We start from the raw sequence: 22,603 nt of genomic DNA, 5'->3' as shown, positions 1-22,603 counted from the left end.
AGACGGTCAGGCGGCGACGGTGGGACGCGCGTCGCTCGTCGGGGTCGCGCTGGGGGCCGGCTGCGCCGGGGCGACCGGGGCGACCGGGCCGGCCGGCCGGGCCGGGCGCAGGAAGAGGGTCAGGACGATGCCGACGTAGAGCACCCACGCGATGGCCTGGAGCACGGTGGTCGCGGGCGTGAAGTTGAAGATGCCCTTGAGCAGGGTGGCGTACCAGCTGCCCGGGTCGACGGTCGCGCTGACGTCGAAGGCGAGCGTCGTCAGGCCGGGCAGGAAGCCGGCCTCCTGGAGGTCGTGGATGCCGTAGGCGAGGATGCCGGCCGCGACGAGGACGAGGAGGATGCCGGTGTAGCGGAAGAAGGTGCCGAGGTTGATCTTGACCGCGCCTCGGTAGATGAGCCAGCCGAGGACGACGGCGCCGCCGAGACCGATGACCCAGCCGATGAGCGGCTGGTTGTTGCCCTGGCCGGCGGCCTCGGTCGTGGCGTAGAAGAAGATCGCCGTCTCGAGTCCCTCGCGCCCGACGCCGAGGAAGGCGACGAGGGCGATCGCGAGCGGGCCCATGTCGAGCGCCTTGTCGAGCTTGCCCTTCAGCTCGCCCGAGATCGTCCGCGAGGCGGACTTCATCCAGAAGACCATGAAGGTGACGAAGACGACCGCGATGATCGAGGCGCTGCCACCGATGAGCTCCTGGGCCTCGAAGGTCAGCTGCTTCGTGCCGTAGGTGAGCAGGGCTCCGAGGGCGACCGACAGGGCGACGGCGACACCGACCCCGGTCCAGACGTGGCGCAGGGCCCAGCGGCGATCGGTCTTGACGAGGAAGGCCACGAGGATGACGACCACGAGGGCCGCCTCGAGTCCTTCTCGGAGTCCGATGAGCGCGTTGCTCGCGAGCACGGGTGCCTTCTCTCAGGTTGTTCTCAGCAATTACGCCACGGCGACGTGACGGAATTCAGGAAAGCACAGGTAAGCCTTGCCTAACAACCCGGTCCCGGTGTCAGAGTCGCCACATGAGCACGCCTGAGTCCTCCTCCCCGACCTTTTCCGGCTTTCCTCCCGGTGCCCTGTCCTTCTACGCCGAGCTCGAGGACGTGAACTCCCGGGACTGGTGGCTCGCCCACAAGGACGTCTACGAGCGCGACGTGCGCGAGCCGATGCTCGCCCTGCTCGACGGTCTCGAGGACGAGTTCGGCCCCGCCAAGCTCTTCCGGCCCAACCGCGACGTGCGCTTCAGCGCCGACAAGTCGCCCTACAAGACCCACCAGGGCGCGCTCGTGGGCTCCGGCACGGTGCTCGGCCACTACGTGCAGGTGAGCGCCGACGGCCTGCGCGCTGGCGGCGGCTTCCGGGCGGTGAGCCCGGCGCAGACCGCCCGCTTCCGGGCAGCCGTCGACGCGCCGTCCAGTGGACTCGCGCTCGAGACCATCCTCGAGGCGTTGCGCGGCAAGGACTTCGAGCTGATGGGCGAGCAGGTCAAGACCACCCCGAGGGGATACGCCGCCGACCACCCCCGCATCGCGACGCTGCGTCACAAGGAGCTGATGGTCTCCCGCGACTTCGGCGCGCCCGCCTGGCTGTCGACGACCCGGACGCTGACGGAGGTCCGGGACACGTGGCGGGCCGTGCGACCGCTGACGGCCTGGCTCGAGGAGCACGTCGGCGCCGAGGAGCCTGYGACCCGGCGGTGACGTGCCCGGTCTCCCGGCTGCACCGTCAGCCGGCCTTGCGACCGATGACCCCGAACATCGTCACGGAGAAGAAGGCCGTGCCCGCCCGCGCCGCGGCCATGACGTCCGCCAGGAGCCGGTCGGCCTCCTCGCGGGTCAGCGCGCCCTCCTGCACCGCGGCATCGGCGTTCCGGTGGACCACACCGCTGCCGAGCAGCGCGCGCGGCGGCATGACCAGCGCGGCCGAGCCGATGTCGTGGTCGACGAGCAGCCCAGCGGCCCGGAGCTGGTTCGGCAGGTGTCGCGCTGCGAACGGGTTCGGCATCCGTCGCCAGTTGGCCTCGGCGTAGCGACGCACGAGGTCTGGGTCTCCGGGGTGGCTGATGACGGTGCCCCAGTCGCTGTCGAGGACGGCGGCGCGTCCACCGGGCGCGAGCACCCGCGCGAGCTCGTGGGCCGCAGCCTGCGGGTCGGCGAGGTGCTGGAAGACGCGCTCGCAGCGCAGCACGTGCACGGCACCGTCGGCGAAGGGCAGGTCGGCGGCGTCGCCGTCGATGAACGTCGCGGCGGACCCGAGCAGGGCCGCACGCCGCGACGCCTCCTCCCGCAGGCCGGGGTTGGGCTCGACACCGACCGCACGTCCGTTCGGTGCGACGGCCTCGGCGAGGCGACGCAGCTCCGTGCCGAGCCCGGCCCCGACGTCGACGACCGACTCCCCCGGCTCCGGCGCCAGGGCCTCGAACGCCCAGGCCCGCAGGCGCCGGACCGCCGGCTGCTGCTCCTGCGCGTCGAGGAGCGCGACGAGGGTGGCGACGCGGGCAGCGTCGCCCTCGCCGATCCGCTCCCGCGTGAACATGTTCGGGGCGGCGCCCGGCTCCTCGGGAAGAGTCGGGCCCGACTGAGGGGTCACCGCTCCAGCATGCTGCCCACCGTTCGGATCGGGGCGGGGTTTGCCGAGAACTGTCGAGGGTGGGCGGCTACGTTGGGCCGGTGACCCAGCGCAGCGTCCCGGTCGACGCATACATCATCGGTGCCGGCCCGGGTGGCCTGGCCGTCGCCGCCGCCCTCGAAGCCCGTGGCCTGCACGGCGTCGTCCTCGAGCGGAGCAACGGCGTCGGCACGTCGTGGCGCAGCCACTACGACCGGCTGCACCTACACACACCGCGTGAGCTCTCCGGCCTTCCGGGCTTCCCGATCCCGAAGGAGATGGGCCGCTGGGTCGCACGCGACGACGTCGTGCGCTATCTCGAGCTGTATGCCGCCCACCACCGGCTCGACGTGCGCCTCGGCACCGCGGTGCGCCGGGTCGACCGCTCCGCGGACGGTGAGTCGTGGACGCTCACGCTCGCGGACGGGACGACCCTCACGGCGCCGTACGCCGTCGTGGCCACGGGCTTCAACCACACGGCTCGCGAGCCGGACGTGCCTGGCCTGCAAGGATATTCCGGTGAGGTCGTGCTGGCTCGGGACTACCGCAACGGGTCGGCCCACGCCGGCAAGGACGTCCTCGTCGTGGGCACGGGCAACACCGGCACCGAGCTGGCCGTCGACCTCGTCGAGCACGGCGCCGCGCGCGTGCGCCTGGCCGTGCGCACGGTGCCGCACATCCTGCGACGCAACACGGGGCCGTATGCCGCTCAGTACACCGGCATCGCCGTGCGGCGGCTGCCCACGGCCTTCGTCGACACGGTGGCACCGATCGTCGGCCGGCTGCAGACCCCTGACCTGTCGGCGCAGGGACTGCCGCGTCCCGACACCGGCCTGCTGACCAGGGTCGAGCGCGACAACGCGATCCCGGTGCAGGACGTCGGCATCATCGACGCGATCCGGACCGGCGCCGTCGAGCCGGTGGCCGCGCTGCGGGAGTTCGACGGGGATGCCGTCGTGCTCGCGGACGGCACACGCCTGACGCCCGACCTCGTCGTGCTCGCGACCGGCTACAGCCAGGGGCTCGAGCCCCTCATCGGGCACCTCGGGGTGCTCGACGAGAAGGGCCGCCCGGTCGAACGCGGCGGGCGCACGGCGCGCGGCGCCAGAGGCCTGTGGTTCACCGGCTACACGAACCCGATCTCCGGCATGCTCCGCGAGCTGTCCATCGACGCCCGCAAGATCGCCCTGGCCATGGCCCTGCGCAAGCGCCGCGAGATCAAGGCCCGCCGCAAGGCCGCCTGACCCACCACAGACCCGCCACAAACCCGACCGAACGCCGCGTTCGCTCTCGAACTCACTGTTAGAGCCCTGAGTTCGCGATCGAACGCTGCGTTCGGTTCGGGATGGGGGCGCGCTCAGGGGCGGTGCTGGCCGCCGAGGTTGAGGAAGGCTGCGGCGACGTCGTCGGTCTCCGCGACCGAGCGGGCCAGGGCCTCGTCGCTCGGGAGGCCGGAGGCGAGCAGCTCGTGGTGGCGCGTCATCGTCGTCGCGGCGACGTCGTCGGGCACGGGCGAGACGGCCGCGACGACCGAGCGCGCGCCGAGCGAGAGCAGTGAGAGCGCGAGGCCGAGGGACTCGTGCCCGGGGCGGGGCGAGGCGAGCCCGACCTCGCACGCCGAGAGCACGATGTGGTCGGCGCGCACGCCGGTGGGCTGAAGCTCGTGAGCGAAGACGGGCCCGTCGTGGAGCACGAGCGAGGAGAAGAGCGGCGACTCCACCTGGTGGGTGCCGTGCGCGGCGACGTGGACGACACCCGAGCGGGCGAGTGCCCCGACGAGGTCGGCCCGGCGGGACGGCTCGGCGAGGTGGGCCACCTCGCCCCACGTGCCGACGATCGTGCGGCCCTCGCCCGACGCGCGAGGCACAGACGGGCCGACGCTGACGTGGACGGGCCCCCGCCGAGGAGCGTCCCCCGGTGGTGCGGCGCGGCGGGTGAACGACGTCAGCGACAGCGCCACCGTGAACGGCCGTCCGGTCATCGACGGCAGGAGCGCCCACGGGAGGGCCGACAGCTCGGGGCACGTCACGACGACGAGGCCACGGTCGGTGCGCCACGGCCGCAGCAGGCCGTCGTCGAGCTCGGTCGCGCTCGAACGCAGCGACGACCAGACGGCGCCGGCGAGCGGGCCCAGGTGGTGCGTGGCCGCGGCCCGCAGGTCGACGCGGATGCGTTGGGCGAGCTCTGCGGCCCGATCGGCCGGCATGAGGTCACGCATCGTCGCGCGACCACCGACGACCCCGACCGCACCGATGCGGCCGCGGTGGCGGAAGAACCACACGAGGTCGCGGTCGACCCGGCCGAGGTGCTCGCGCGCCTCACGGACCCGCACCGGCACGGCGCGCGAGGCCCCGCCGCTGCGGCTCAGGGCCCAGTCGCGGTCTCGGATCTGCCGCTCCAGGCGCGAGGCGTGGTCGTGCAGCTCACGCGCCTGCTCGGGGTCGCCCTCGCCGCGCAGGTGCCCACGGACGGCGCGCAGCTGCTCGGTGAGCTGGGCGAGCTGCTCGTCGTCGGGGCGCCCGAGCGAGGGCAGCCGGTCGGTCGCGCTGCGCCACCGCTCGAGGGCCTCGAGCACGGCGCCGCTGCCCCGGGGCACGGCGAGCTCGAGGTCGAGCTCGGAGAGCCGGGCGCCGTGGACCGCGCGGGCGGTGCGCAGGTCGAGACTCGCGCTGCCCTCCTGGCCGGCCGCGAGGCGACGGGAGGCCCGAGCGAGGATGCGTCGGGCCGGCGCGAGGTCACCCGTGGCGACGAGCGTCATCGCGGTGACGACGGCGGCATCGAGCTCGTCGGAGAGTGACCCGGTGGAGACCCGCTCGAGGCCGAGCAGCCTCGTGTTGGCTCCGGCCGGGTCACCGGCGAGCAGCAGCGCCTGCGCGGCGACGACCCTGGCACTGTCGGCGAGCTCGGAGTCGCCCAGCTCGGTCGCCGTCTCCGCGAGATCGTCGGCGGTCGCCGCCGCCGCGAGCGCCACGGTGGCGTCCCCGACACCAACGACCTGCCGGACGAGCTCGGCGTCGGGATGGGCGTCCCCGACCCCATGACGGCCGTCGCGCTCCCGACCACGGCGGGTGCGCCGCTGGCGGTCCAGCTCGACGAGGAGGCCGACGAGCATCGCCTTGGCAGCCCACGCGGTCGCCCCGATGCGGGCGTACGTCTCGCGAGCCGACGCCGCGGCCGAGGCTGCCAGGTCGAGGTGGCCGAGCAGCCGGTGGGCGCGCGCGAGTGCCAGCTCGAACTCGGCCCGCATCTGGTCGTGGCCGTCGCCCTCGAGGGTCTCGAGGCCACCGTGCAGCGCCTCGACGGCCTCCTTGACGAGCCCCGCCTCGAGTAGCACCTGGGCGCGGTCGAGGCGCGCCGGTCCCGTGAAGACGTCGGACTCCAGCTCCTCGGCGAGGGCCATGCCGGCGAGGGAGCGCGGGATGTCACCGAGGAGGTAGGCGGCATACCCCTCGTTGTGGCGGGCCATGAACTCCTGGGCCACCCCGCCGAGGTCGTGCGCGAGGCGCGCCGCCTCGGCGAAGGACTCGAGCGCCTCCTGCGGCCGCAGCAGCTCGAAGGCGAGCATCCCGCGGCTCAGGTGCACCGAGCACTGCTCGCGCTCGGTGAAGGCGTCGAGGCGACGCACCGCCCCCTCGAGCCCGTCCCATGCCGAGGCGAGGTCACCGACGCGGCCGTGGATGTTGGCGCGCTGGTAGTCGAGCCGGGCTCGGAGCGCCTCGTCGCCGAGCTCGTCGACGAGCACCTCGGCCTCGGAGAGCCGAGCCAGGGCGGCCTCCACCCCGGACAGCATGAACTCCGTCAGGGCGAGCGTGATGAGCGTCTTGCAGCGCAGCTCGAGCCGGTCCCGGGAGGGCGCGGCGCCCGCCACGCGCTCGATCTCGTCGAGGGCCGCCGTCAGCGAGCGCGCCGCATCGACCGGCCGCCCGGCCATGTTGTCCGCGGCACCCTGCTCGCGCAGGGTGCGTGCACTCTCGAGCAGATCGATGGCTCCCGCCCGGCCTCTCGCTCAGGGGCCGGTCACCACGTCAGGTCGGGATCGTCAGATCTGGATCGTGGGGGTGATGACCGGTCGCATGTCCTCGTTGCCCGGGTCAGTGACGACGAAGTGCACCGGCCCATGGGGTAGATCATCCAGAACAAAGCGCCCGTTCGCATCCGAAATCACCGTCGAGCTGCCCTCGGTCGTCACCGCCTCGATCTGTGCACCGGGCGCCGTGACCCAGCCGTCGACGCGCACGCGGTCGTCCGCGTCGTCGTCGTCGGAGTCCGCCGGCCCGGCCGAGACCATGAGGCTCACCGAGGCGGCCGTGAACGTCACCGAGTCGGTGGGCGTCGGCTCGACCTTCGTCTCCGCGCCGCGGGTCGTCAGCAGGGCCGAGTCCATGAGCTCGGCGACCTCGGCGTGCAGCGCGTGGACCGTGATCGCGAACTTGATGCGCTCGGCGAGGTCGCTCGGGACGGGGTCGGCGTGGCCGAAGAGGTCACGCACGTGGTGGAGGTTGGCGATGTCGCGGGCATCGATGGCGTCAGTGTGAGATGTCATGTCAGACCGCCCATCCGGGGTCGGTGCCGAGGGTCGTCCTCAGCTTCTGGAGGCAGCGGCCACGGGTCGGGCCGATGCTGCCGACCGGCATCCCCAGCGACTCCGCGATGGCGGCGTAGTCGGGGCGGTCGGCGAACGCGATGACCCGGAGCAGCTCCTGGCACCGCGGGGAGAGGGTCGAGACGTGCTTCCACAGCACGCGCTGGCGCTCCGAGAGGATGGTCTGCGCCTCGGGGTCGAGCTGCTGCGCCGGGGCCTCCGGCACCTCCTCGACACCGAACTCGCGCCGGGCCCCGCGGGCGAGCCGCCACACCTCGCGCTTGACGACGACGACGAGCCAGCCGAGCACCGCAGCCGGCTCGTTGATCGAGTCGGCCCGGTCGACGAGCTGGAGGAACGCCGTCTGGATGGCGTCCTCGCACGTCGCCGGCGCACCGCCCTGGGACCGTGCGGCGTTCCACAGCACGGGGGTCACGAGGTCGACGAGCTCGGAGAGCCGCTCGCGCTCGCCCGCGCGGTAGGCGGCGAACGCCTTGCCCGCGAGGGTCCCGAGGCCGTCGGGGGCGGTGGGGGTCGGCGTCATGATCGCGCCCTTCCGATGCAGGTGCGCAGCGCACGGATGGCGCGCTTGCGCATGACGGTGGACGAGACGTCGGCCAGGCCGCCCTCGTCGATGAGGGCCGCCGCGAGCTCTGCCGCGAAGACCGGGGTGGAGAAGGACGTGCCGCTCCAGACACCGAAGCCACCGGTGTAGTCGTCGGGGTCGACCGTGCAGCGCACCGTGCCGTCGGCCGAGACCTGCGACGACGGCTGTCCCATGCCGTTGGTGAGCGGCAAGGTGCTGACGACGGAGACGCCGGACCGCACGGCGCTGACGACCGTGAGGTTGTTGGAGAAGAGCGCGACGGTCACCCCGTCGGGGTTCGTCGCGCCGACGCTGGCCAGCGGCGGGACCGACTTCGCGGTGACGCGCTGCGGGGGCGCCGCCGCGAGCGCCGCCGGGACGAACGGCGCGTTCGTGCCGTCGTTGCCGACACCGGCCACGACGAGGACGCCGTGCTCGCCGAAGCGGTCGAGCAGGTCGGCGACCGGCCCGGACGTGTAGCTGCGGTCCTCCGCGTAGTAGCCGAGGGAGAGCGAGAGGACGTCGACCACCTCGGACGCGTCGTCGTGCTCCTGCCCGTGGACGTGCCGGTCGAGCAACGCCTGGAGGACGTCGAGCATGACGCTCTCGTCGACGACGCCGTCGTCACCCATGACAGGGATGGAGAGGATCGTCGCCTCCGGGCAGCCCTGGCGCACGAGGCCGGCGATGAACGTCGCGTGCCCCTGGAGCAGCCCGACGGGCTCGCTCGGGGCCGGCACGGCGATCGGTGGGTCGACCGGCTTCGGCGTCTTCACCGGCACGAGCCGGCCGTCCTTGAGCTCGAGCCGCACGACCCCCTCGCCGTCCTTGAACCAGGGGTGCGCCGCGACCGCCGTGTCGGGCACGACGACGACGGGGTTGCGGTCGACGGGACGTGCCCGCAGCCGCGGGTCGGGCAGGGCCAGGGCCACCGGCATACGGCCGCCCCGCCCGGGCACGGAGTACTCCTGCAGCGCGGACCCGCCGACGCCACCCCAGTAGCCCCCGACGCCACCCCAGTAGCCGCCCACGCCGCCCCAGTAGCCCCCGACGCCGCCCCAGTAGCCGCCGACGCCGCCCCAGTAGCCGTCTGCCGGGCGCAGGACGTGCTCGAGGCTCAGCTGCTCGGCGATCGGCTCGCCGGACTGGCGCAGCCGCTGGAGCACGCTCCATGCGTCGACAGGGTCGATCGAGCGGGTCGGCCGGAGCGTGATGCTCGTGCCCCAGGAGGGCTGGTCGAGATCGCGCGGCCCACCCTCGGGCCGAGGCGTCACGGTGAAGTCGAGCTCGAGCTTGCCCAGCGCCGTGCGCAGGTCCTCGAGTCCTCGCGGCCTGCCCCCACCCGACGGAGTCCGCACGAGGAGGCGGTCGGAGAGGTAGAGGGCGGGAAGCGGCGGGCGACCGTCGGTCAGGCGCATCGCCGTGGCCGGGTCGAGGGCGCGGACGGGCGGACGTTCGGGGCGGCGGGAGCCGCCGGCCGCGTTCTCGCCGGTCGCTCCCTGTGGGGCGTCGGGACCCGACTCTGACATCGACAACCTCCTGAGGGGCGGATGGTGTTGGAAAGACCCTTACACCCGACTGAGTGTGCGTACGCGTTTTCCTGATACATCGGGCCTTCCGAACTTTTTCGTCCGGAGACGTATCAAGCCCGGACGGGACGACTCTGGGTGGTCAGGGGGAACGGTCACCGGGCTGCAACGGGGCGCTGCGGAGGGGCAGCAGGCCCGGTGACCTGCACAGGGGTTCGGGACTTCCAGGGGGCGGTCCCGTCCGTGGGGCGCCGGGCCTGGCAGCACCGGCGCCCCCTCCCCTGCCCTCGTGCAGGGCGCACCTCGGACGGGCACGGCCCGCGTATGCCGTCGCCGCGCGTCGCGCTCGCGCGCTCACCCCCGGCGGCGCATACTTCTCGAACGTGCGCGGACGTCGGGACCGCGCGACGTGAGCTCAGGGGAGTCAGGGTGCAGGGCATGGCAGGCGTTCGGAACAGTCACGATCGACGGGGCGGGATCGCCTCTGCTGCAGCGGTGGTCGTGCTCGGCCTGACGTTGACGGCGTGCAGCGGCACGACACCGCAGACGACGTCAGCCGTCGAGTCGCCCACGGTCACGGCCACGGCGACGGGCACCGTCCAACCCGGCCCCACCGAGCCGATCCCGACGGTGACGGCCGACCCGCTCACCCCGACGAAGCCCACCCCGCGCCCGTCGGCCACGCTCAGCGCGACACCGGCTCCGACGCCGACGACACCGGCGCCGACGCCGACGCCGACCGACCCGGGGAGCGTCGCGGGGGCGTGCGAGCGCACGCTGCCGGCATACCCCGTGCTCGAGCCCGGCGCGAAGGCACCGGCGGTGCGGTCGCTCCAGTGCTTCCTCAACGACGCCGACTACGGCCCGGTCGCGGTCGACGGCGTCTACGGCGCCCAGACCCGCGCGGCCGTGACGAAGGTCGAGTCGACCTTCGAGGGGCCGGCGCCCAAGCCGGGCCGCATCGACGCCGGCATGTGGGTGCTGCTCATTTCGCGCGCCCTCGGTGACGGCACGCTCAAGGTCGGCTCGAAAGGCCCCGACGTCGTGACGCTCCAGCGGGCGCTGCGGGCCGCGGGCGGCACGATCACCGTCGACGGGGACTTCGGCTCGGAGACGAAGAAGGTCGTCAAGCGCTTCCAGCAGGCCAACCGCATCGGGGACGACGGCGTCGTCGGCGACGAGACGCTCTTCCTGCTCAAGATGGGCGCGACGATCGGCTGAGGCCGAGTCGGCCGGACCGCCCGAGGAGGGCCGGTCAGGCGCGCAGGTCGTCGAGCCAGGTCCTCGCGCGATCGAAGTCGTCGTCGGACGTGCCGGGCCGTGCGTCAGGGCGACCCCCGTCGGCCCGCGGGTAGGACCCGAGGAACCGCACCTCGGCACACACCCGCCGCAGGCCCATGAGGGTCTCGCCGACGCGCGCGTCGAGGACGTGCCCCTCGAAGTCGATGGAGAAGCAGTAGGACCCCATGGCCTCGCCCGTGGGCCGCGACTCGAGGCGGGTCATGTTGACCCCGCGGACGGCGAACTGCTCGAGCAGCTCGAGCAGGCCACCCGCGTGGTCGTCGCGCTGGAAGAGCACGACCGTCGTCTTGTCGGCGCCGGTCGGCTCGGGCAGCGTGCCGGGTCGCGCGACGAGGACGAAGCGCGTCACGGCCGACGCGTTGTCGCCGATGTCCTCGGCGAGGATCTCGAGCCCCTCGTTGCGGGCCGCGGCGGGCGCGCAGACGCCGGCGTCGAACATGACGTCGCCCGGCCGCCCGAGCGCGGCGGCGCTCGCGGCCGTCGACAGGGTCGGGACGTACTCCGCCTCGGGAAGGTGCTGCCCCATCCAGCCGCGCACCTGGGCCCAGGCGTGCGAGTGGGTGCCGACCGTGCGGACCGTGTCGAGCGGCACACCCGGCCGGGCGCAGAGGACGAACGTGATCGGGACGAGCACCTCGCCGATGACGACGAGCGGCTCCCCCGTCGCGAGCGAGTCGAGGGTCGCGGAGACGCCGCCCTCGACGGAGTTCTCGATCGGGACCATGGCCGCGTCGATGTCACCGGCCCGCAGCGCCGAGAGCGCCGCGTCGACCGAGCCGAACGGCAGGTGGTCGCGGCCCTCGGCGGCGTCCCAGGCGTCGAGCGCCATCTGGGTGAAGGTGCCACGCGGCCCGAGGTAGCCGAAGCGGTGCAGCTGGTCTGGGGTGCGGGGCGGCGTCACGACGCGTCCTTCGTCCGGTCGGGCAGGCGGGTCGCCGAGGCCAGCGCCTGCTGCTCCTCGGGGGTCAGGGTGATGCTCGACTTCCCGCCGACGATGCCCTTGGCGTAGGTGCGGGACTCTCCGCGGGCGTGGATCGAGCTGATGACGATGCCGTCACCGAGGTCGTCGACGATCGCGGCCGAGAACGACAGCCGCCCGCCCATGTCACCAAAGGCGTCGTAGCGCACGACGGCGACGTTGCGCAGGCTCTGGCGCACGTCGTCCTCCGCGCTCGCCACGTGCTCGCGCAGGCGGGTCAGCTCGGCCGTGAGCCGGTCGATGCGGTGGTTCTGGGTGGCGGCCACGCGCGCGATGTCGGTCTGGCCGCCGTCGTCCAGGGCGGCGAAGTCGCGCCGGACCCGGGAGAGCTGCAGCTGGGCCCTGACGGCGAGCGCGAGGGCGAGCAGCGCGACGACGACGGCGGCGATGGCCAGGGTCGTCAGCGTCGGGGCGTCCACGATCGGCAAGGGTAGCCGCGCCGGTGGCCCGTAGCCTTCCGATTCCAGCCCGTGACCTCCCCCTCCACCGACAGGCTCGGTTTGTAGTCTGTCCCCCGTGATCCGCCGCCACCCCGTCAAGACGCTCGTCGTCCTGCTCCTGGTGATGGTGGCTGCCCTCACGCTCGCGTACGTCAAGCGCACCACCGTCCCCGTGCCGCCCACCTCGCAGCCGAAACCGGGCGAGTCGCTCGTTGTCGTGGGGCTCGGCGGCCTCTCGTGGGATGACGTCTCGGCCGAGGACACGCCCATCCTCTGGGGCCTGCTCCGTGACGGCTCGGCCGCGTCGGTGTCGGTCAAGAGCCTGCGGCTGACGACGTGCCCGACCGACGGCTGGGCCACCGTCTCGGCCGGCGAGGCGGCCGGGCCGGACACGACGGAGTCCCGCCCGCAGTGCACGCCGCTGCCGTCCGTCGCGGGTGACGCGACGACCGGCTACCGCGTCATCGGCTTCGACGCACTTGCGGCGGCGTCGCGCGAGGCGGAGTTCCGGGCACAGCTCGGCCTGCTCGGCGACAGCTTCGCGGCCGCCAAGACGTGCATCCAGGCCGTCGGCCCGGGCGCCGGCCTCGCCGCCGCGACGGGGGACGGCAAGGTCGCGAAGTACTCCCCCTTCCAGGCGACGACCCTCGTGTCCGACCTGGCGCAGTGCCCGGTCAGCATCGTCGACGTCGGCGGCATCAGCTCGACCGACCCCAACCCGACGCGGCACCTCGAGCAGATCAACGGCATCGAGCGCCGGATCGAGCTCGTCATGGACGCCATGCCCAACGGCGCCGACCTCGTGGTCGCCGGGCTGGCCGACCGTGACCAGCAGGAGCGTCTGCGGCTGCTCACGGCGAGCGGCCCGCACTACGCCCCGGGCCTGCTCGCGTCGGCCTCGACGCGCATGGTCGGGATCGCGCAGCTCTCGGACATCACGGCCACGATCCTCCAGCGCGGCGGCGTGGAGCCCCAGGCCGCCATCGGCGGCCGGGCGCTCAGCGTCGTGCCGTCGGCCAACAACAGCGAGTCGACGGCCGCGGCCAAGCTGACGGTGCTCACCGACATCGACACCAAGGCCGACGCGATGCACGACGTCGTCGCGCCGTTCCTGCTCATCTGGCTCGTGGGCACGGCCCTGGCGATGGTCGTGCTGTGGCTCGTGATGCGCCGGGCCCGACCGTGGAACCGCCGTTTCACGCGGGCGCGCGTCCTGCGCCTCGTGCGCCTCGTCGGCCTCGTCTCCGCCGCGATGCCCGCCGCGACCTTCCTGGCCAACCTCGTCCCGTGGTGGCGCTGGTCGACGAACACCGTCGTGCTCGTGGCGGTGCTCCTCGTCCTCGTCCTCGCGATCAGCTCCGTGCTGACCCTCGCGTGCCTCCAGGGCCCGTGGAGCAGCTCGGCCCTCGGCCCGCTGGCTGCGATGTCGGCCATCACGGCGGGCGTCATCGGCATCGACCTGCTGACGGGCTCACACCTGCAGATCTCGTCGATCTTCGGGCTCCAGCCGCTCGTCGGAGGCCGCTTCTACGGCATGGGCAACGTCGCCTTCGCGTTGTATGCCGCCGCCGTCCTGCTGCTGTGCGCCGCCATCGCGCACGCGCTCGTGAGGCGGGACTCCCCGCGGCTCGCCGTCTTCGCGGTCGTCGTCATCGGGGGCGTGGCGCTGGCCGTCGACGTGCTCCCCGCCTGGGGTGCCGACTTCGGTGGGCCGATCGCGCTCGTGCCGGCCCTCGGCTTCCTCCTCATGGGCGTCATGGGCTGGCGCACGTCGGTGCGCAACGTGTCGCTCGTCCTGCTCGTCGCGGGGCTCGTCGTCGGGCTCGTCTGCTACCTCGACTGGCGCCGGCCGGAGTCCGAGCGCTCGCACCCGGGGCGCTTCCTCCAGACCGTCATCGACGGCGGTGCCTGGGACGTCATGTCGCGCAAGCTGTGGGCCAACGTCTCCCTCGCCGTGCACCTTCCGGTGCTGCTCCTCGTCGTCGTCGCACTCATGGTGGTCGTCGTCATGATCGTGCTGCGCCCCGGCATCCTCGGCACCGAGCCGCTCCGCCGCCTGCTCGAGGAGGCCCCGCTCATGCGACGCGGCCTGCTCTCGGTCATCGTCATGGCCGTCATCGGCTTCCTCACCAACGACTCGGGCGCGGCGATCCCACCCGTCGCGGCGATCTTCACCGTGCCGCTCGTCGTGTCGGCGGTCATGCACTTCCTGTCCATCGAGGCGCGGAACGCCCCCGTGCGCCGGCGCCGCGACCGCCACCACATCTGAGGGCAGCCTTCGTTCGAGGTATGCCGCCGCGTCCGACCGCGACCTATCACCTCGACCCGTGGCACGTCCCGCCCGATCGGGGTGTGCCGCCGCGCTCCACCGCGACGTATCACCTCAACCCGTGGGGCACCGGATGCGGGCGCCGGCCGTCAGCCGGGGCCGAGGCGGCGACGCAGCCGGCGGACGCCGAGGGCGAGCGCGACGTCGCGGTACTGACCGGCCCGGTGCACCTGCGCGCGCCAGTCGGTGCCGGTGACCCGGTGCTGGAGGTCGCACGGCACCTCGAGGATGGTCAGGCCGGCGTCGAGCACGTCGACGGTCATGCCCACCTCGACGCCCCACCCGCGGGCGAAGGGCGTGGCCGCGGCGATCGCCGCCGGCGAGAGGCAGCGCATGCCCGACAGCGGTTGCTTCGGCGCCCAGCCGGTGAGCTCCTCGATGCCGCGCCGGGCCAGGCCGACGACGAGGCCGTGCCCGCCCGCGCTGCCCTTCTGCTCGGGCAGGGTGGCGATCGTGAGGTCGGCCTCGCCGCGGGCGACCGGTCCGACGAGGGCACCGACGGCCTGGGCCGACGCCTCGAGGTCGGCGTCGACGAAGAGGACCGAGGTGCCGGCGTCGAGGCGCCCGACTCGGCGCAGCCCGGACACGCGGCCGAGGCCGCTCATCATCGCGTCGGCCTTGCCGTGGTTGCGTACGTGGCGCACGACCTCGGCCCCCTCGCGGGCGGCGATCACGGCGGTGCCGTCGGTCGACCCGTCATCGACGACGACGACCGCTGACACGCCGGGAATCGTGCGCACGCCCCGGATGGTCTCGGCGATCCGGGCCGACTCGTCCTTGGCCGGGATGACGACGGCGACGGACAGCGGTGGGGTCGTCATCGTCGCGCGTCTCCTCAGCGCAGGGTGACCTGGCGGTTGGTCAGCCCGGCCTTGGCGCCGCGCTCGGCCGCGGTGAGCGGCTCGGTCGAGGCGGCCGCGGCGTCGATCTTCGTCCTCATGGCCGCGACGGCGTCCTCGAAGTCGGCGGCGGCTGAACCGGGGTCGACCTCCCACACCGGGATGAGCAGTCCGCTCGAGCGGAAGCAGCCGAGCAGTCGGCCGTCCTCGCCGAGGTGGCTCTCGCCGGCGGCGTGGAGGCGGGCCAGGGCACCGGTCGCGGTGTCCTCGTCGAACGGCAGCACCCAACGCACGTAGGTGCGCTCGCCGATGCGGCACCAGAAGGCGGACGGTGCGGCGTCGAGCTTGACGGTCGGGATGGCCGACTCGTTGGCGCGGTCGAGCGACTCCTTGCCGTCGGCGTCGAGGTCGGCGTCGGCGACCCAGAAGTCGAAGCCCTCGTGCAGCTCCATCTCGAAGGTCGCCTCGGTGTCGAGGATGTCCTGCAGGCGCGGGGTGTCGGCCATCGAGACCGGCAGCGTCGTCACGGGCGAGCCGGCCTCGGCGACGGACGCGAGCGCGATCGCCTGGGCGATGTCGCGGCTCGTGTCGCCGCTCGCGTTGCCGGACTGGATGCCGACGAGCACCTCGCCGTTCTCGCGGTGCAGGCCCGGCCAGGCCAGGGGAAGCACGGTCGCGATCGTCACCTCGTCGGGCGCGTCCTCAGGCGCCTGGCCCTTCGCGAAGCGCACCGTGGCGGTCGCGGCCGGGACGATCTCGCGCATCGCGACCCAGTCGGTCTCGTTGGGCAGGCCCTCGAAGGGGCGCGCCACGAACGGGGCCGGAAGCGGACGTGCGGAACGGTCTGCGCGCTCGCTGCGCGGTCGACGTGATGCCTTACCCATGCGCGCCACCCTAGTGGCCGGGGCGGGGTCAGCCGAACGCGGTCGCGAGCGGGGCGAGGGCCAGCACGTCGTCGGGCCCGTCGAGCCCGACCGGTGCGACGAACGCGGTGGTGACCCCGAGGTCGGCGAGGCCCGCGAGACGGGTCGCGTGCTCCGCCGCCGTGCCGGCGTGGTGCCGCGCAGCGAAGGTCGCTGCGGCCGTGCGACCCCGGTGTCGCTCGACACGGCCCCAGACGTCGTCGCGGTCCCGGCCGACGAGCGGCAGGTCGAGCACCGTCGCGTGGACCGATGCCGGGTCCCGACCGGCCTGCCCCACGAGCGCGAGGTAGCGCACCACCTTGGCGAGACCGACCTCGTCGGAGGGCACGTTGCAGCCGTCGCCGAGCCGGGCCGCGATGCGCAGCGTCCGATCGCCGCCGCCGCCCACGATGACGGGGATCTCGCCGACCGGCCTGGGGTACGACGTCGTCTCGGGCAGCGAGACCCACTGTCCGGCATACGGTTTGGTGCCGGGTGCCCAGAGGGCCTTCATCGTCTCGATCCCCAGTTCCAGCGCGTCGAGTCGCACTCGCGCAGAAGGGAACCCGAGGCCGTATGCCGCGTGCTCGCGCTCCCACCAGCCCGCACCGACACCGACGAACGCCCTCCCACCCGTCAGCGCGGACAACGTCGCCACGGCCTTGGCCGTGATGCCCGGGGCCCTGAAGGTGACGGGCGTGACGAGGGTGCCGAGCTGGAGTCGGGTCGTCGAGGCGGCGAGGGCGCCGAGGGTCACCCACGGCTCCGGGATCGGGTCCCACGCGCGGCCGACCTGAGGGATCTGGATGAGGTGGTCCATGAGGGCGAGGCCGGCGAGCCCGGCCTCCTCGGCCGCGGCGGCCATGTCGCGCAGCCAGACGAGCAGGTCACCCTCGGCCGGGAAGCGCGAGAGCTGGAGCACGACGCCGCGCAGGCCCGGCGGTGCCCCGGCCGAGGCTGGAGGACGGGCAGGCCCGAGCGCGGGCCCGTCGGTGGACGACTGGTCCACGGCGACCCGCACGACCTGCCAGCCCTCGGCATCGAGCACGTCGACCGTGGCTGCGACCGACGCGAGCTGGCTCGTGAGGACGCGGGCCGGGACCGGGCGGTCGCGGGCCGCGTTGCGCGCACGGCATACGTCCGCAGGGGTGTCGAGGACGACCGCGACGGCCGGGAGTCCCACGGCCCGAGCGGTGTCCCGCCACGCACGGCGCCGGGTGGCATCGGTGCCGAGCGTGTCGACGACAGTCGTCAGTCGGCGACCGAGGCGGGCGGCGACGACCTGCTCGAGCAGCGCGAAGGCATCGGTCGAGGCGTCGAGGTCGTGCTCACCGCTGCCGACGACGGCGCGCAGCGCGTCGGACGAGACGACCTCGGCGTCGCGGTAGCGCGAGGCCGCCCACGTCGACTTGCCCGAGCCGGAGGCGCCGACGAGGACGACGAGCGCCGGGTCGGGAAGGGACACGGACGCGGGTTGCCCGAGGCTCAGTGCGAACGGCGGCGCGAGGGACCGCCGAGCGAGGCCCAGACGGTGCGGCCGTGGGGCTCCTCGATGACGCCCCACTCGTGGGCGAGGGAGCGGACGATGCGCAGACCGCGGCCGCCCGGGGCCCACATCGTCGGGGGCGCGGGGCGGGGCGCGGTCGGACCGCCGCCGTCGGAGACCTCGACCTCGACGACGTTGTTCTTGACCTTCCAGTGGATGCGGATCGCACCGTCGGAGAGGGGTTTTGCGTGGCGGATGGCGTTGGCGACGAGCTCGCTGACGACGATCTCGGCCTCGTCGATGACCTGCGGCGAGACCTCACGGGCCAGGAGGTCCTCGACGAGCTCCTTGCGGATCCGAGGAGCCGCGGACGGCGCCCACTGGATGCGGACGGTGCGCTTCTCGCCCAGCGGAACGGCCGGGACGTTGCTCATGGATCTCCTCGCGATCGCGTTGGCTCGTCGGGCGTCCACATCGGTGTGGGACGCCGAGCCGCTCCCCTGTGTGCTCGCCACGTCAAGTCCTCCTCACGGGCGATTCGCATGCCCCCGTCGTTGAACGCTAACGAAACCTGCGCCGTACCTCAATGAAGTGCGAGTTTTTCCCGTGGCGCTGACCTGCCGATTCGTCCGTATCCAGACATCTAGCGAATGTCGTAGAGGGCTGGATACGGCGGAAGCCGCGGACTCGCACTGGGGGCTCTCGCACCCGCCCCGCCCTTACCCACTCGCGGAGGTCTTGGACAGGTGCTTGCATCACGAACAGTCGCGATATATCGTCGACCTATCGCGACTGTTCGTGAGTCGCGTTCGTAGAAGGAGAACCACCATGCACGGACACCACCACCACCGACGCGAGTCCGGCTGGGACGGCAACTGGGGCGGCGGCTGGGGAGGCCAGGGCAACGGCCCCGGCTTCGGACCCGGTCGTGGCCCCTGGGGCGGTCCCGGAGGACCCGGCCCCGGCGGCCGTGGCCGCCCCGGCCCGCCCCCGTGGGTCGCCGACCTCGTCCGCCACTTCGGCGGACCCGGCTTCGGCCCTGAGTTCGGCGGACGCCGCGGACCCCGCGCCCGACGCGGCGACGTCCGCGCCGCCATCCTCGACGTCCTCGCGGGCGACGAGATGAACGGCTACCAGCTCATCCAGCAGATCTCCGAGCGCACGAACGGTGCGTGGAAGCCGAGCCCCGGCTCGGTCTACCCGACCGTCCAACAGCTCGAGGACGAAGGCCTCGTCGAGGGCCGCGACGTCGAGGGCCGGCGACTGCTGCGCCTCACCGACGCGGGTCGCGCCTACGTCGAGGAGAACGCCGAGGAGATGGCCGCCACCTGGCGGCCCTTCGAGGAGTCGACCGAGGAGGAGGCGCCCCGCCCCTCCGGCGGTGCCAACGACCTCATGCCACTCGTCGGCCAGGTCATGGGCGGGATGTGGCAGGTCGTCACGACCGGCACCTCCCAACAGCGCGCGGAGGCGGCGGAGATCCTCACGGAGACCCGACGCAAGCTCTACCGCCTGCTCGCCGACGGCGACCCGGAGTAGGCCGGACAACCACCGGCCCACCTGCACCCCGAGCGCGCTCAGTCGCGCTCGGGGTGCAGCACGAAGAAGCCGAGGTCGCGCCCACCGGCACGTTCCTCGTAGGCCGTGTAGCCGCGGTAGTACTCGAGCGCCGCCTCGCGCACGCGCTCCTTGTCGGGCCCCTGGACCTGCTCGGCCCTGACCCGGTGCACGACGCCGTCGACCTCGAGCGAGGCCTGCGGGTGCGCGCGGAGGTTGAAGTACCACGCCGGCGGCGTCGCCGAGCCGTAGCGGGAGGCGATGACGCCCCACCCGTCCTCGAGCGGCGCCAGCATGAGCGGCACGGTGCGGGGCTGCCCGGACCGTGCACCCGTCGTCGTCAGCATCCCGACGGGGACGGCGGCGAGCCACTGGCTCGGCAGGGTCCGGCCGGGCGCGAGCCGGTGGGCCAGCAGGTCGAGCCGGTGGAGCGCGCGCTTCGAGACCCACGCACCCGGCCGGGAGGCGACGACGGACCGCAGGGCGCGCTGGACCGGGTTGGCGTCGTCGACCGGGCGCAGCTGCATGTGTGCAGCGTAGGACCGTCGGGTGGCGTTGCGGGGTCGTCCGGCAGGATGGTCAGGTGCCCACGCCCGCCGCTCCCTCCGGCCTCCTCGTCGCCGGGACGTCGTCCGACGCCGGCAAGTCCGTCATCGTCGCGGGACTGTGCCGCGCGCTCGTGCGCCGTGGCGTGCGGGTCGCCCCGTTCAAGGCGCAGAACATGTCGAACAACTCGATGGTCTGCCTCGACGGCGGCGAGATCGGCCGGGCGCAGTGGCTCCAGGCCGTCGCCGCCCGCGTCGAGCCGACCACGGCGATGAACCCCGTGCTGCTCAAGCCGGGCACCGACCGCCGGTCGTTCATCGTCGTGCGGGGCGAACCGGCCGGGACGCTCGAGGCGGGGCAGTATGCCGCCGGGCGCGCCCACCTGGCCGACGCCGCGTTCGCGGCCTACCGCGAGCTCGCGGACGCGTACGAGCTCGTCGTGTGCGAGGGCGCCGGCTCCCCCGCCGAGATCAACCTCCGCTCGGGCGACTACGTCAACATGGGACTGGCCCGCGAGTTCGGCCTGCCGGTCGTCGTCGTCGGTGACATCGACCGCGGCGGCATCCTCGCCTCGCTCTACGGCACGTGGGCGCTCCTCGACGAGGACGACCGGGCACTGCTCAAGTCCTTCGTCATCAACAAGTTCCGCGGCGACGTGTCGGTGCTCGAGCCGGGGCTGGACGCCATCACGGACCGCACCGGCGTGCCGTTCCACGGCGTCATCCCGTGGCTGCTCGACGTGTGGCTCGACAGCGAGGACACCCTCGAGGTGGGTCACTGGCGGGCCTCGACCGCCCTGTCCGCGACCTCTCGCGACCGGCTCAAGGTGGCCGTCCTCAGGCTCCCCCGCATCTCGAACGCCACCGACGTCGACGCCCTCGCCGCCGAGCCCGGCGTCGACGTCCTCGTGACGATCGACCCGGCCGTCGCCGAGGCCGCGGACCTGCTCGTCCTGCCTGGATCCCGTTCGACGGCAAGCGATCTCGAGTGGCTGCGCGAACGGGGACTCGCCGAGGTCATCGACCGCCGCGTCGCGGCCGGACGTCCGGTGCTCGGCGTGTGCGGCGGCTACCAGATGCTCGGGCACGAGATCGAGGACGACGTCGAGGGCCGCGTCGGAGTCGTGCCCGGCCTCGGGCACCTGCCCGTGCGGGTCGAGTTCGGCGAGTCGAAGGTGCTCGCGCGGCCCGAGGGGTCGTGGGGCCAGCACGCCGTGGACACCGCCTACGAGATCCATCACGGTATCGCGCGACGGCTGACCGACGGTCACCCTGCGACCGTGGAATCGCCTGCAGCGCAAGGCTTCCTCGACGGCTGGAGCGTCGGCCAGGTGTGGGGCACGATGTGGCACGGCGCCTTCGAGAGCGACGACTTCCGTCGAGCCTGGCTCGCACAGGTCGCCCTCGCGGCGGGGTCGCAGTGGCGGCCGCACGCCGACGGCCCGGGCTTCGCGGCGCGGCGCGAGCGGATGCTCGACACCCTCGCCGACGCCCTCGAGGCGCACGTCGACATCGACGCACTCCTCTCCTTCACCCGGGTGGGAGCCACGCCATGATCGAGCGCATCCGTGTCATCGGGATCGGCATGGGCGACCCGGGTCACGTGACCGGCGAGGCGGCCCGCGCCCTGGCCACCGTCGACGTCTACCTCGTCGCCGACAAGGGCGACGCGAAATCCGACCTCGTCGCCGCCCGGCAGGCCGTGTGCGACGCCCTCATCCCCGCCGAGCACGCCTACCGCGTCGTGGAGGTCACCGACCCGCGACGGGGGCCGGACGCCGAACGCGACGAGACGGCATACGACCGCGGGGTGCGCGACTGGCACGCGGCCCGCGTGGACGCGTACGCCGACGTCATCGACGGGCTCGACGACGGCGAGACCACGGTCGGCTTCCTCGTGTGGGGCGACCCGGCCTTCTACGACTCGACGATCCGGGTCGTCGACGCGCTCGTCGAGCGCTACGCCGCAACGGGTTTCACCGTCGAGCACGACGTCATTGCCGGGATCAGCGCGCCGCAGCTGCTCGCCGCGCGGCACCGCATCCCGCTCAACCGGATCGGCGCGCCGATCCACATCACGACCGGTCGGCGGCTCCTCGACGAGTACGACCCCTCGCTCGGTGACGTCGTCGTCATGCTCGACGGGCACCTCGCGTGCGCCGAGCTCGCCGGCGCGTTCCCCGACCTCGAGCTCTGGTGGGGCGCCTACCTCGGCACGCCCGACGAGCTGCTCGTGCACGGACGTCTCGCCGACGTCGTCAGCGAGGTGCGGCGCCTGCGCGCCGAGGCGCGCGAGCGCCACGGCTGGGTCATGGACACCTACCTGCTCCGGCCGCCGGCGGACGCGCCGACCGGCCCCCGCCCGAGCCCCTTCCCGCAGACGAAGCCGCTGACCGACGGAGTCGTCACGCTGCGGCCGATGACCGCTACCGACTGGGAGACGGTGCGGGACGAGCACAACAACGAGGAGTCGCTGCGCTGGGACTTCGCGGGTCAGCGGCTGACCGACGACGAGGCGCACCGCCGGGCGGCCTCGGCCACGCTCGAGTGGCGCCGCGGGCGGGCGGCGCGATTCGTCGTCGTCGACGCCGCCTCCGGTGAGAGTGCGGGCGTCATCGGCGTCCTGCGGATGGGACCGCCCGGCACCGGGCTCATCGGCTACGGCGTGCTCCCGGCCTTCCGGGGGCGCGGCGTCACGACCCGGGCCCTGCGACTCGTGTCGCGGTGGGCGCTCGAGGAGACAGGACTCGCCCGGCTCGAGCTCGGCCACAAGGTGGGCAACGAGGCCTCGGGCCGGGTGGCCGCCAAGGCGGGCTTCCGGGCCGAGGGCCGGCTCAGCGGCCGTCTGCCCAACCCGGACGGCACCCGCTCCGACGAGATCTACTACTCCCTGACCCGCGAGGCCCTGAGTCCAGAGACCCCGGCCTGAACC

General features: G+C 73.3%; 20 protein-coding genes. 7 read left to right on the top strand and 13 right to left on the bottom strand.

Translation table 11 applies throughout. The features are described 5' to 3' along the window. Positions 1-6: 6 nt before the first annotated feature. Positions 7-897 (bottom strand): iron uptake transporter permease EfeU, encoded by an 891-nt coding sequence (efeU, locus tag AB4Y83_RS11220; RefSeq protein WP_442296921.1) that lies wholly within the window; start codon positions 895-897, stop codon positions 7-9. A gap of 113 nt (positions 898-1,010) precedes the next feature. On the opposite strand from efeU, the gene AB4Y83_RS11215 reads away from it, so the two are divergent. Beyond that, entirely contained in the window at positions 1,011-1,688 is a 678-nt protein-coding gene (locus AB4Y83_RS11215; RefSeq protein WP_442296920.1) for a DUF2461 domain-containing protein, read from the top strand. Positions 1,689-1,713: 25 nt separating this feature from the next. Here the strand turns inward: AB4Y83_RS11215 and AB4Y83_RS11210 are convergent, their stop codons facing one another. Next, complete coding sequence (locus AB4Y83_RS11210) at positions 1,714-2,577, bottom strand: methyltransferase domain-containing protein (RefSeq protein ID WP_442296919.1); 864 nt, start codon at positions 2,575-2,577, stop codon at positions 1,714-1,716. Positions 2,578-2,657: 80 nt separating this feature from the next. Between AB4Y83_RS11210 and AB4Y83_RS11205 the strand changes: the two genes are divergently transcribed. Further along, positions 2,658-3,839, top strand: a complete 1,182-nt coding sequence (locus AB4Y83_RS11205; RefSeq protein ID WP_442296918.1) for a flavin-containing monooxygenase — start codon at positions 2,658-2,660, stop codon at positions 3,837-3,839. Between the two features lie 113 nt (positions 3,840-3,952). On the opposite strand, the gene AB4Y83_RS11200 is transcribed toward AB4Y83_RS11205, so the two are convergent. From AB4Y83_RS11200 to AB4Y83_RS11185, 4 genes are all read right to left on the bottom strand, one after another. After that, positions 3,953-6,526: a CHAT domain-containing protein gene (locus AB4Y83_RS11200; RefSeq protein ID WP_442274170.1), complete on the bottom strand. Its 2,574-nt coding sequence runs from the start codon at positions 6,524-6,526 to the stop codon at positions 3,953-3,955. A 108-nt stretch (positions 6,527-6,634) separates the two neighbouring features. Beyond that, the gene (locus AB4Y83_RS11195; protein ID WP_442274169.1) at positions 6,635-7,138 is read right to left on the bottom strand and encodes a carboxypeptidase-like regulatory domain-containing protein; all 504 of its coding nucleotides are present in this window, start codon (positions 7,136-7,138) and stop codon (positions 6,635-6,637) included. A 1-nt stretch (position 7,139) separates the two neighbouring features. Continuing rightward, a complete protein-coding gene (locus AB4Y83_RS11190) occupies positions 7,140-7,721 on the bottom strand; it encodes an RNA polymerase sigma factor (RefSeq protein WP_056774801.1) in 582 nt (193 codons plus the stop codon). Next, entirely contained in the window at positions 7,718-9,292 is a 1,575-nt protein-coding gene (locus AB4Y83_RS11185; protein ID WP_442296917.1) for a S8/S53 family peptidase, read from the bottom strand. The genes AB4Y83_RS11190 and AB4Y83_RS11185 overlap by 4 nt, the downstream gene beginning before the upstream one ends. Positions 9,293-9,730: 438 nt before the next feature. Between AB4Y83_RS11185 and AB4Y83_RS11180 the strand changes: the two genes are divergently transcribed. Further along, complete coding sequence (locus AB4Y83_RS11180; RefSeq protein WP_442296916.1) at positions 9,731-10,513, top strand: peptidoglycan-binding domain-containing protein; 783 nt, start codon at positions 9,731-9,733, stop codon at positions 10,511-10,513. Positions 10,514-10,547: 34 nt separating this feature from the next. Here the strand turns inward: AB4Y83_RS11180 and pheA are convergent, their stop codons facing one another. Together pheA and AB4Y83_RS11170 are read right to left on the bottom strand one after the other, a co-directional pair. Beyond that, positions 10,548-11,495 (bottom strand): prephenate dehydratase, encoded by a 948-nt coding sequence (gene pheA, locus AB4Y83_RS11175; protein ID WP_442296915.1) that lies wholly within the window; start codon positions 11,493-11,495, stop codon positions 10,548-10,550. Then, positions 11,492-11,992 carry a DUF4446 family protein gene (locus AB4Y83_RS11170; RefSeq protein ID WP_442274165.1) on the bottom strand — a complete coding sequence of 167 codons (501 nt, stop codon included), beginning with the start codon at positions 11,990-11,992 and terminating at the stop codon, positions 11,492-11,494. The genes pheA and AB4Y83_RS11170 overlap by 4 nt, the downstream gene beginning before the upstream one ends. 97 nt (positions 11,993-12,089) lie before the next feature. Here AB4Y83_RS11170 and AB4Y83_RS11165 point away from each other — a divergent pair, with 97 nt between their 5' ends. Then, the gene (locus AB4Y83_RS11165) at positions 12,090-14,282 is read left to right on the top strand and encodes a hypothetical protein (protein ID WP_442296914.1); all 2,193 of its coding nucleotides are present in this window, start codon (positions 12,090-12,092) and stop codon (positions 14,280-14,282) included. 149 nt (positions 14,283-14,431) lie between these two features. Here the strand turns inward: AB4Y83_RS11165 and AB4Y83_RS11160 are convergent, their stop codons facing one another. From AB4Y83_RS11160 to AB4Y83_RS11145, 4 genes are all read right to left on the bottom strand, one after another. After that, positions 14,432-15,163 (bottom strand): glycosyltransferase family 2 protein, encoded by a 732-nt coding sequence (locus AB4Y83_RS11160; protein ID WP_442274163.1) that lies wholly within the window; start codon positions 15,161-15,163, stop codon positions 14,432-14,434. Between the two features lie 14 nt (positions 15,164-15,177). Next, positions 15,178-15,993, bottom strand: a complete 816-nt coding sequence (locus AB4Y83_RS11155) for a DUF5926 family protein (RefSeq protein WP_442296913.1) — start codon at positions 15,991-15,993, stop codon at positions 15,178-15,180. A gap of 100 nt (positions 15,994-16,093) precedes the next feature. Continuing rightward, entirely contained in the window at positions 16,094-17,548 is a 1,455-nt protein-coding gene (locus AB4Y83_RS11150; protein ID WP_442296912.1) for an LLM class flavin-dependent oxidoreductase, read from the bottom strand. A 20-nt stretch (positions 17,549-17,568) separates the two neighbouring features. Beyond that, positions 17,569-18,003 (bottom strand): ATP-binding protein, encoded by a 435-nt coding sequence (locus tag AB4Y83_RS11145; RefSeq protein WP_056774825.1) that lies wholly within the window; start codon positions 18,001-18,003, stop codon positions 17,569-17,571. Positions 18,004-18,397: 394 nt separating this feature from the next. Between AB4Y83_RS11145 and AB4Y83_RS11140 the strand changes: the two genes are divergently transcribed. Further along, positions 18,398-19,108, top strand: coding sequence for a PadR family transcriptional regulator (locus tag AB4Y83_RS11140; protein ID WP_442274160.1), 711 nt, complete (start codon positions 18,398-18,400; stop codon positions 19,106-19,108). A gap of 38 nt (positions 19,109-19,146) precedes the next feature. Here AB4Y83_RS11140 and AB4Y83_RS11135 read toward each other — a convergent pair whose 3' ends face one another. Continuing rightward, on the bottom strand, positions 19,147-19,653 hold the full coding sequence (locus AB4Y83_RS11135) for a nitroreductase family deazaflavin-dependent oxidoreductase (protein ID WP_442274159.1): 507 nt from the start codon (positions 19,651-19,653) through the stop codon (positions 19,147-19,149). 56 nt (positions 19,654-19,709) lie between these two features. Between AB4Y83_RS11135 and AB4Y83_RS11130 the strand changes: the two genes are divergently transcribed. Continuing rightward, positions 19,710-21,227 (top strand): cobyric acid synthase, encoded by a 1,518-nt coding sequence (locus AB4Y83_RS11130; RefSeq protein WP_442296911.1) that lies wholly within the window; start codon positions 19,710-19,712, stop codon positions 21,225-21,227. Beyond that, on the top strand, positions 21,224-22,600 hold the full coding sequence (cobF, locus tag AB4Y83_RS11125; protein ID WP_442296910.1) for a precorrin-6A synthase (deacetylating): 1,377 nt from the start codon (positions 21,224-21,226) through the stop codon (positions 22,598-22,600). Before AB4Y83_RS11130 ends, cobF begins: the two co-directional genes overlap by 4 nt. Positions 22,601-22,603: the final 3 nt, after the last annotated feature.

The sequence above is a fragment of the Terrabacter sp. RAF57 genome (assembly GCF_052113925.1).
Classification (GTDB): Bacteria; Actinomycetota; Actinomycetes; order Actinomycetales; family Dermatophilaceae; genus Terrabacter.
The sequence above is the reverse complement of the archived record's forward strand: the minus strand, read 5'-3'. Positions and strand labels throughout refer to the sequence as shown.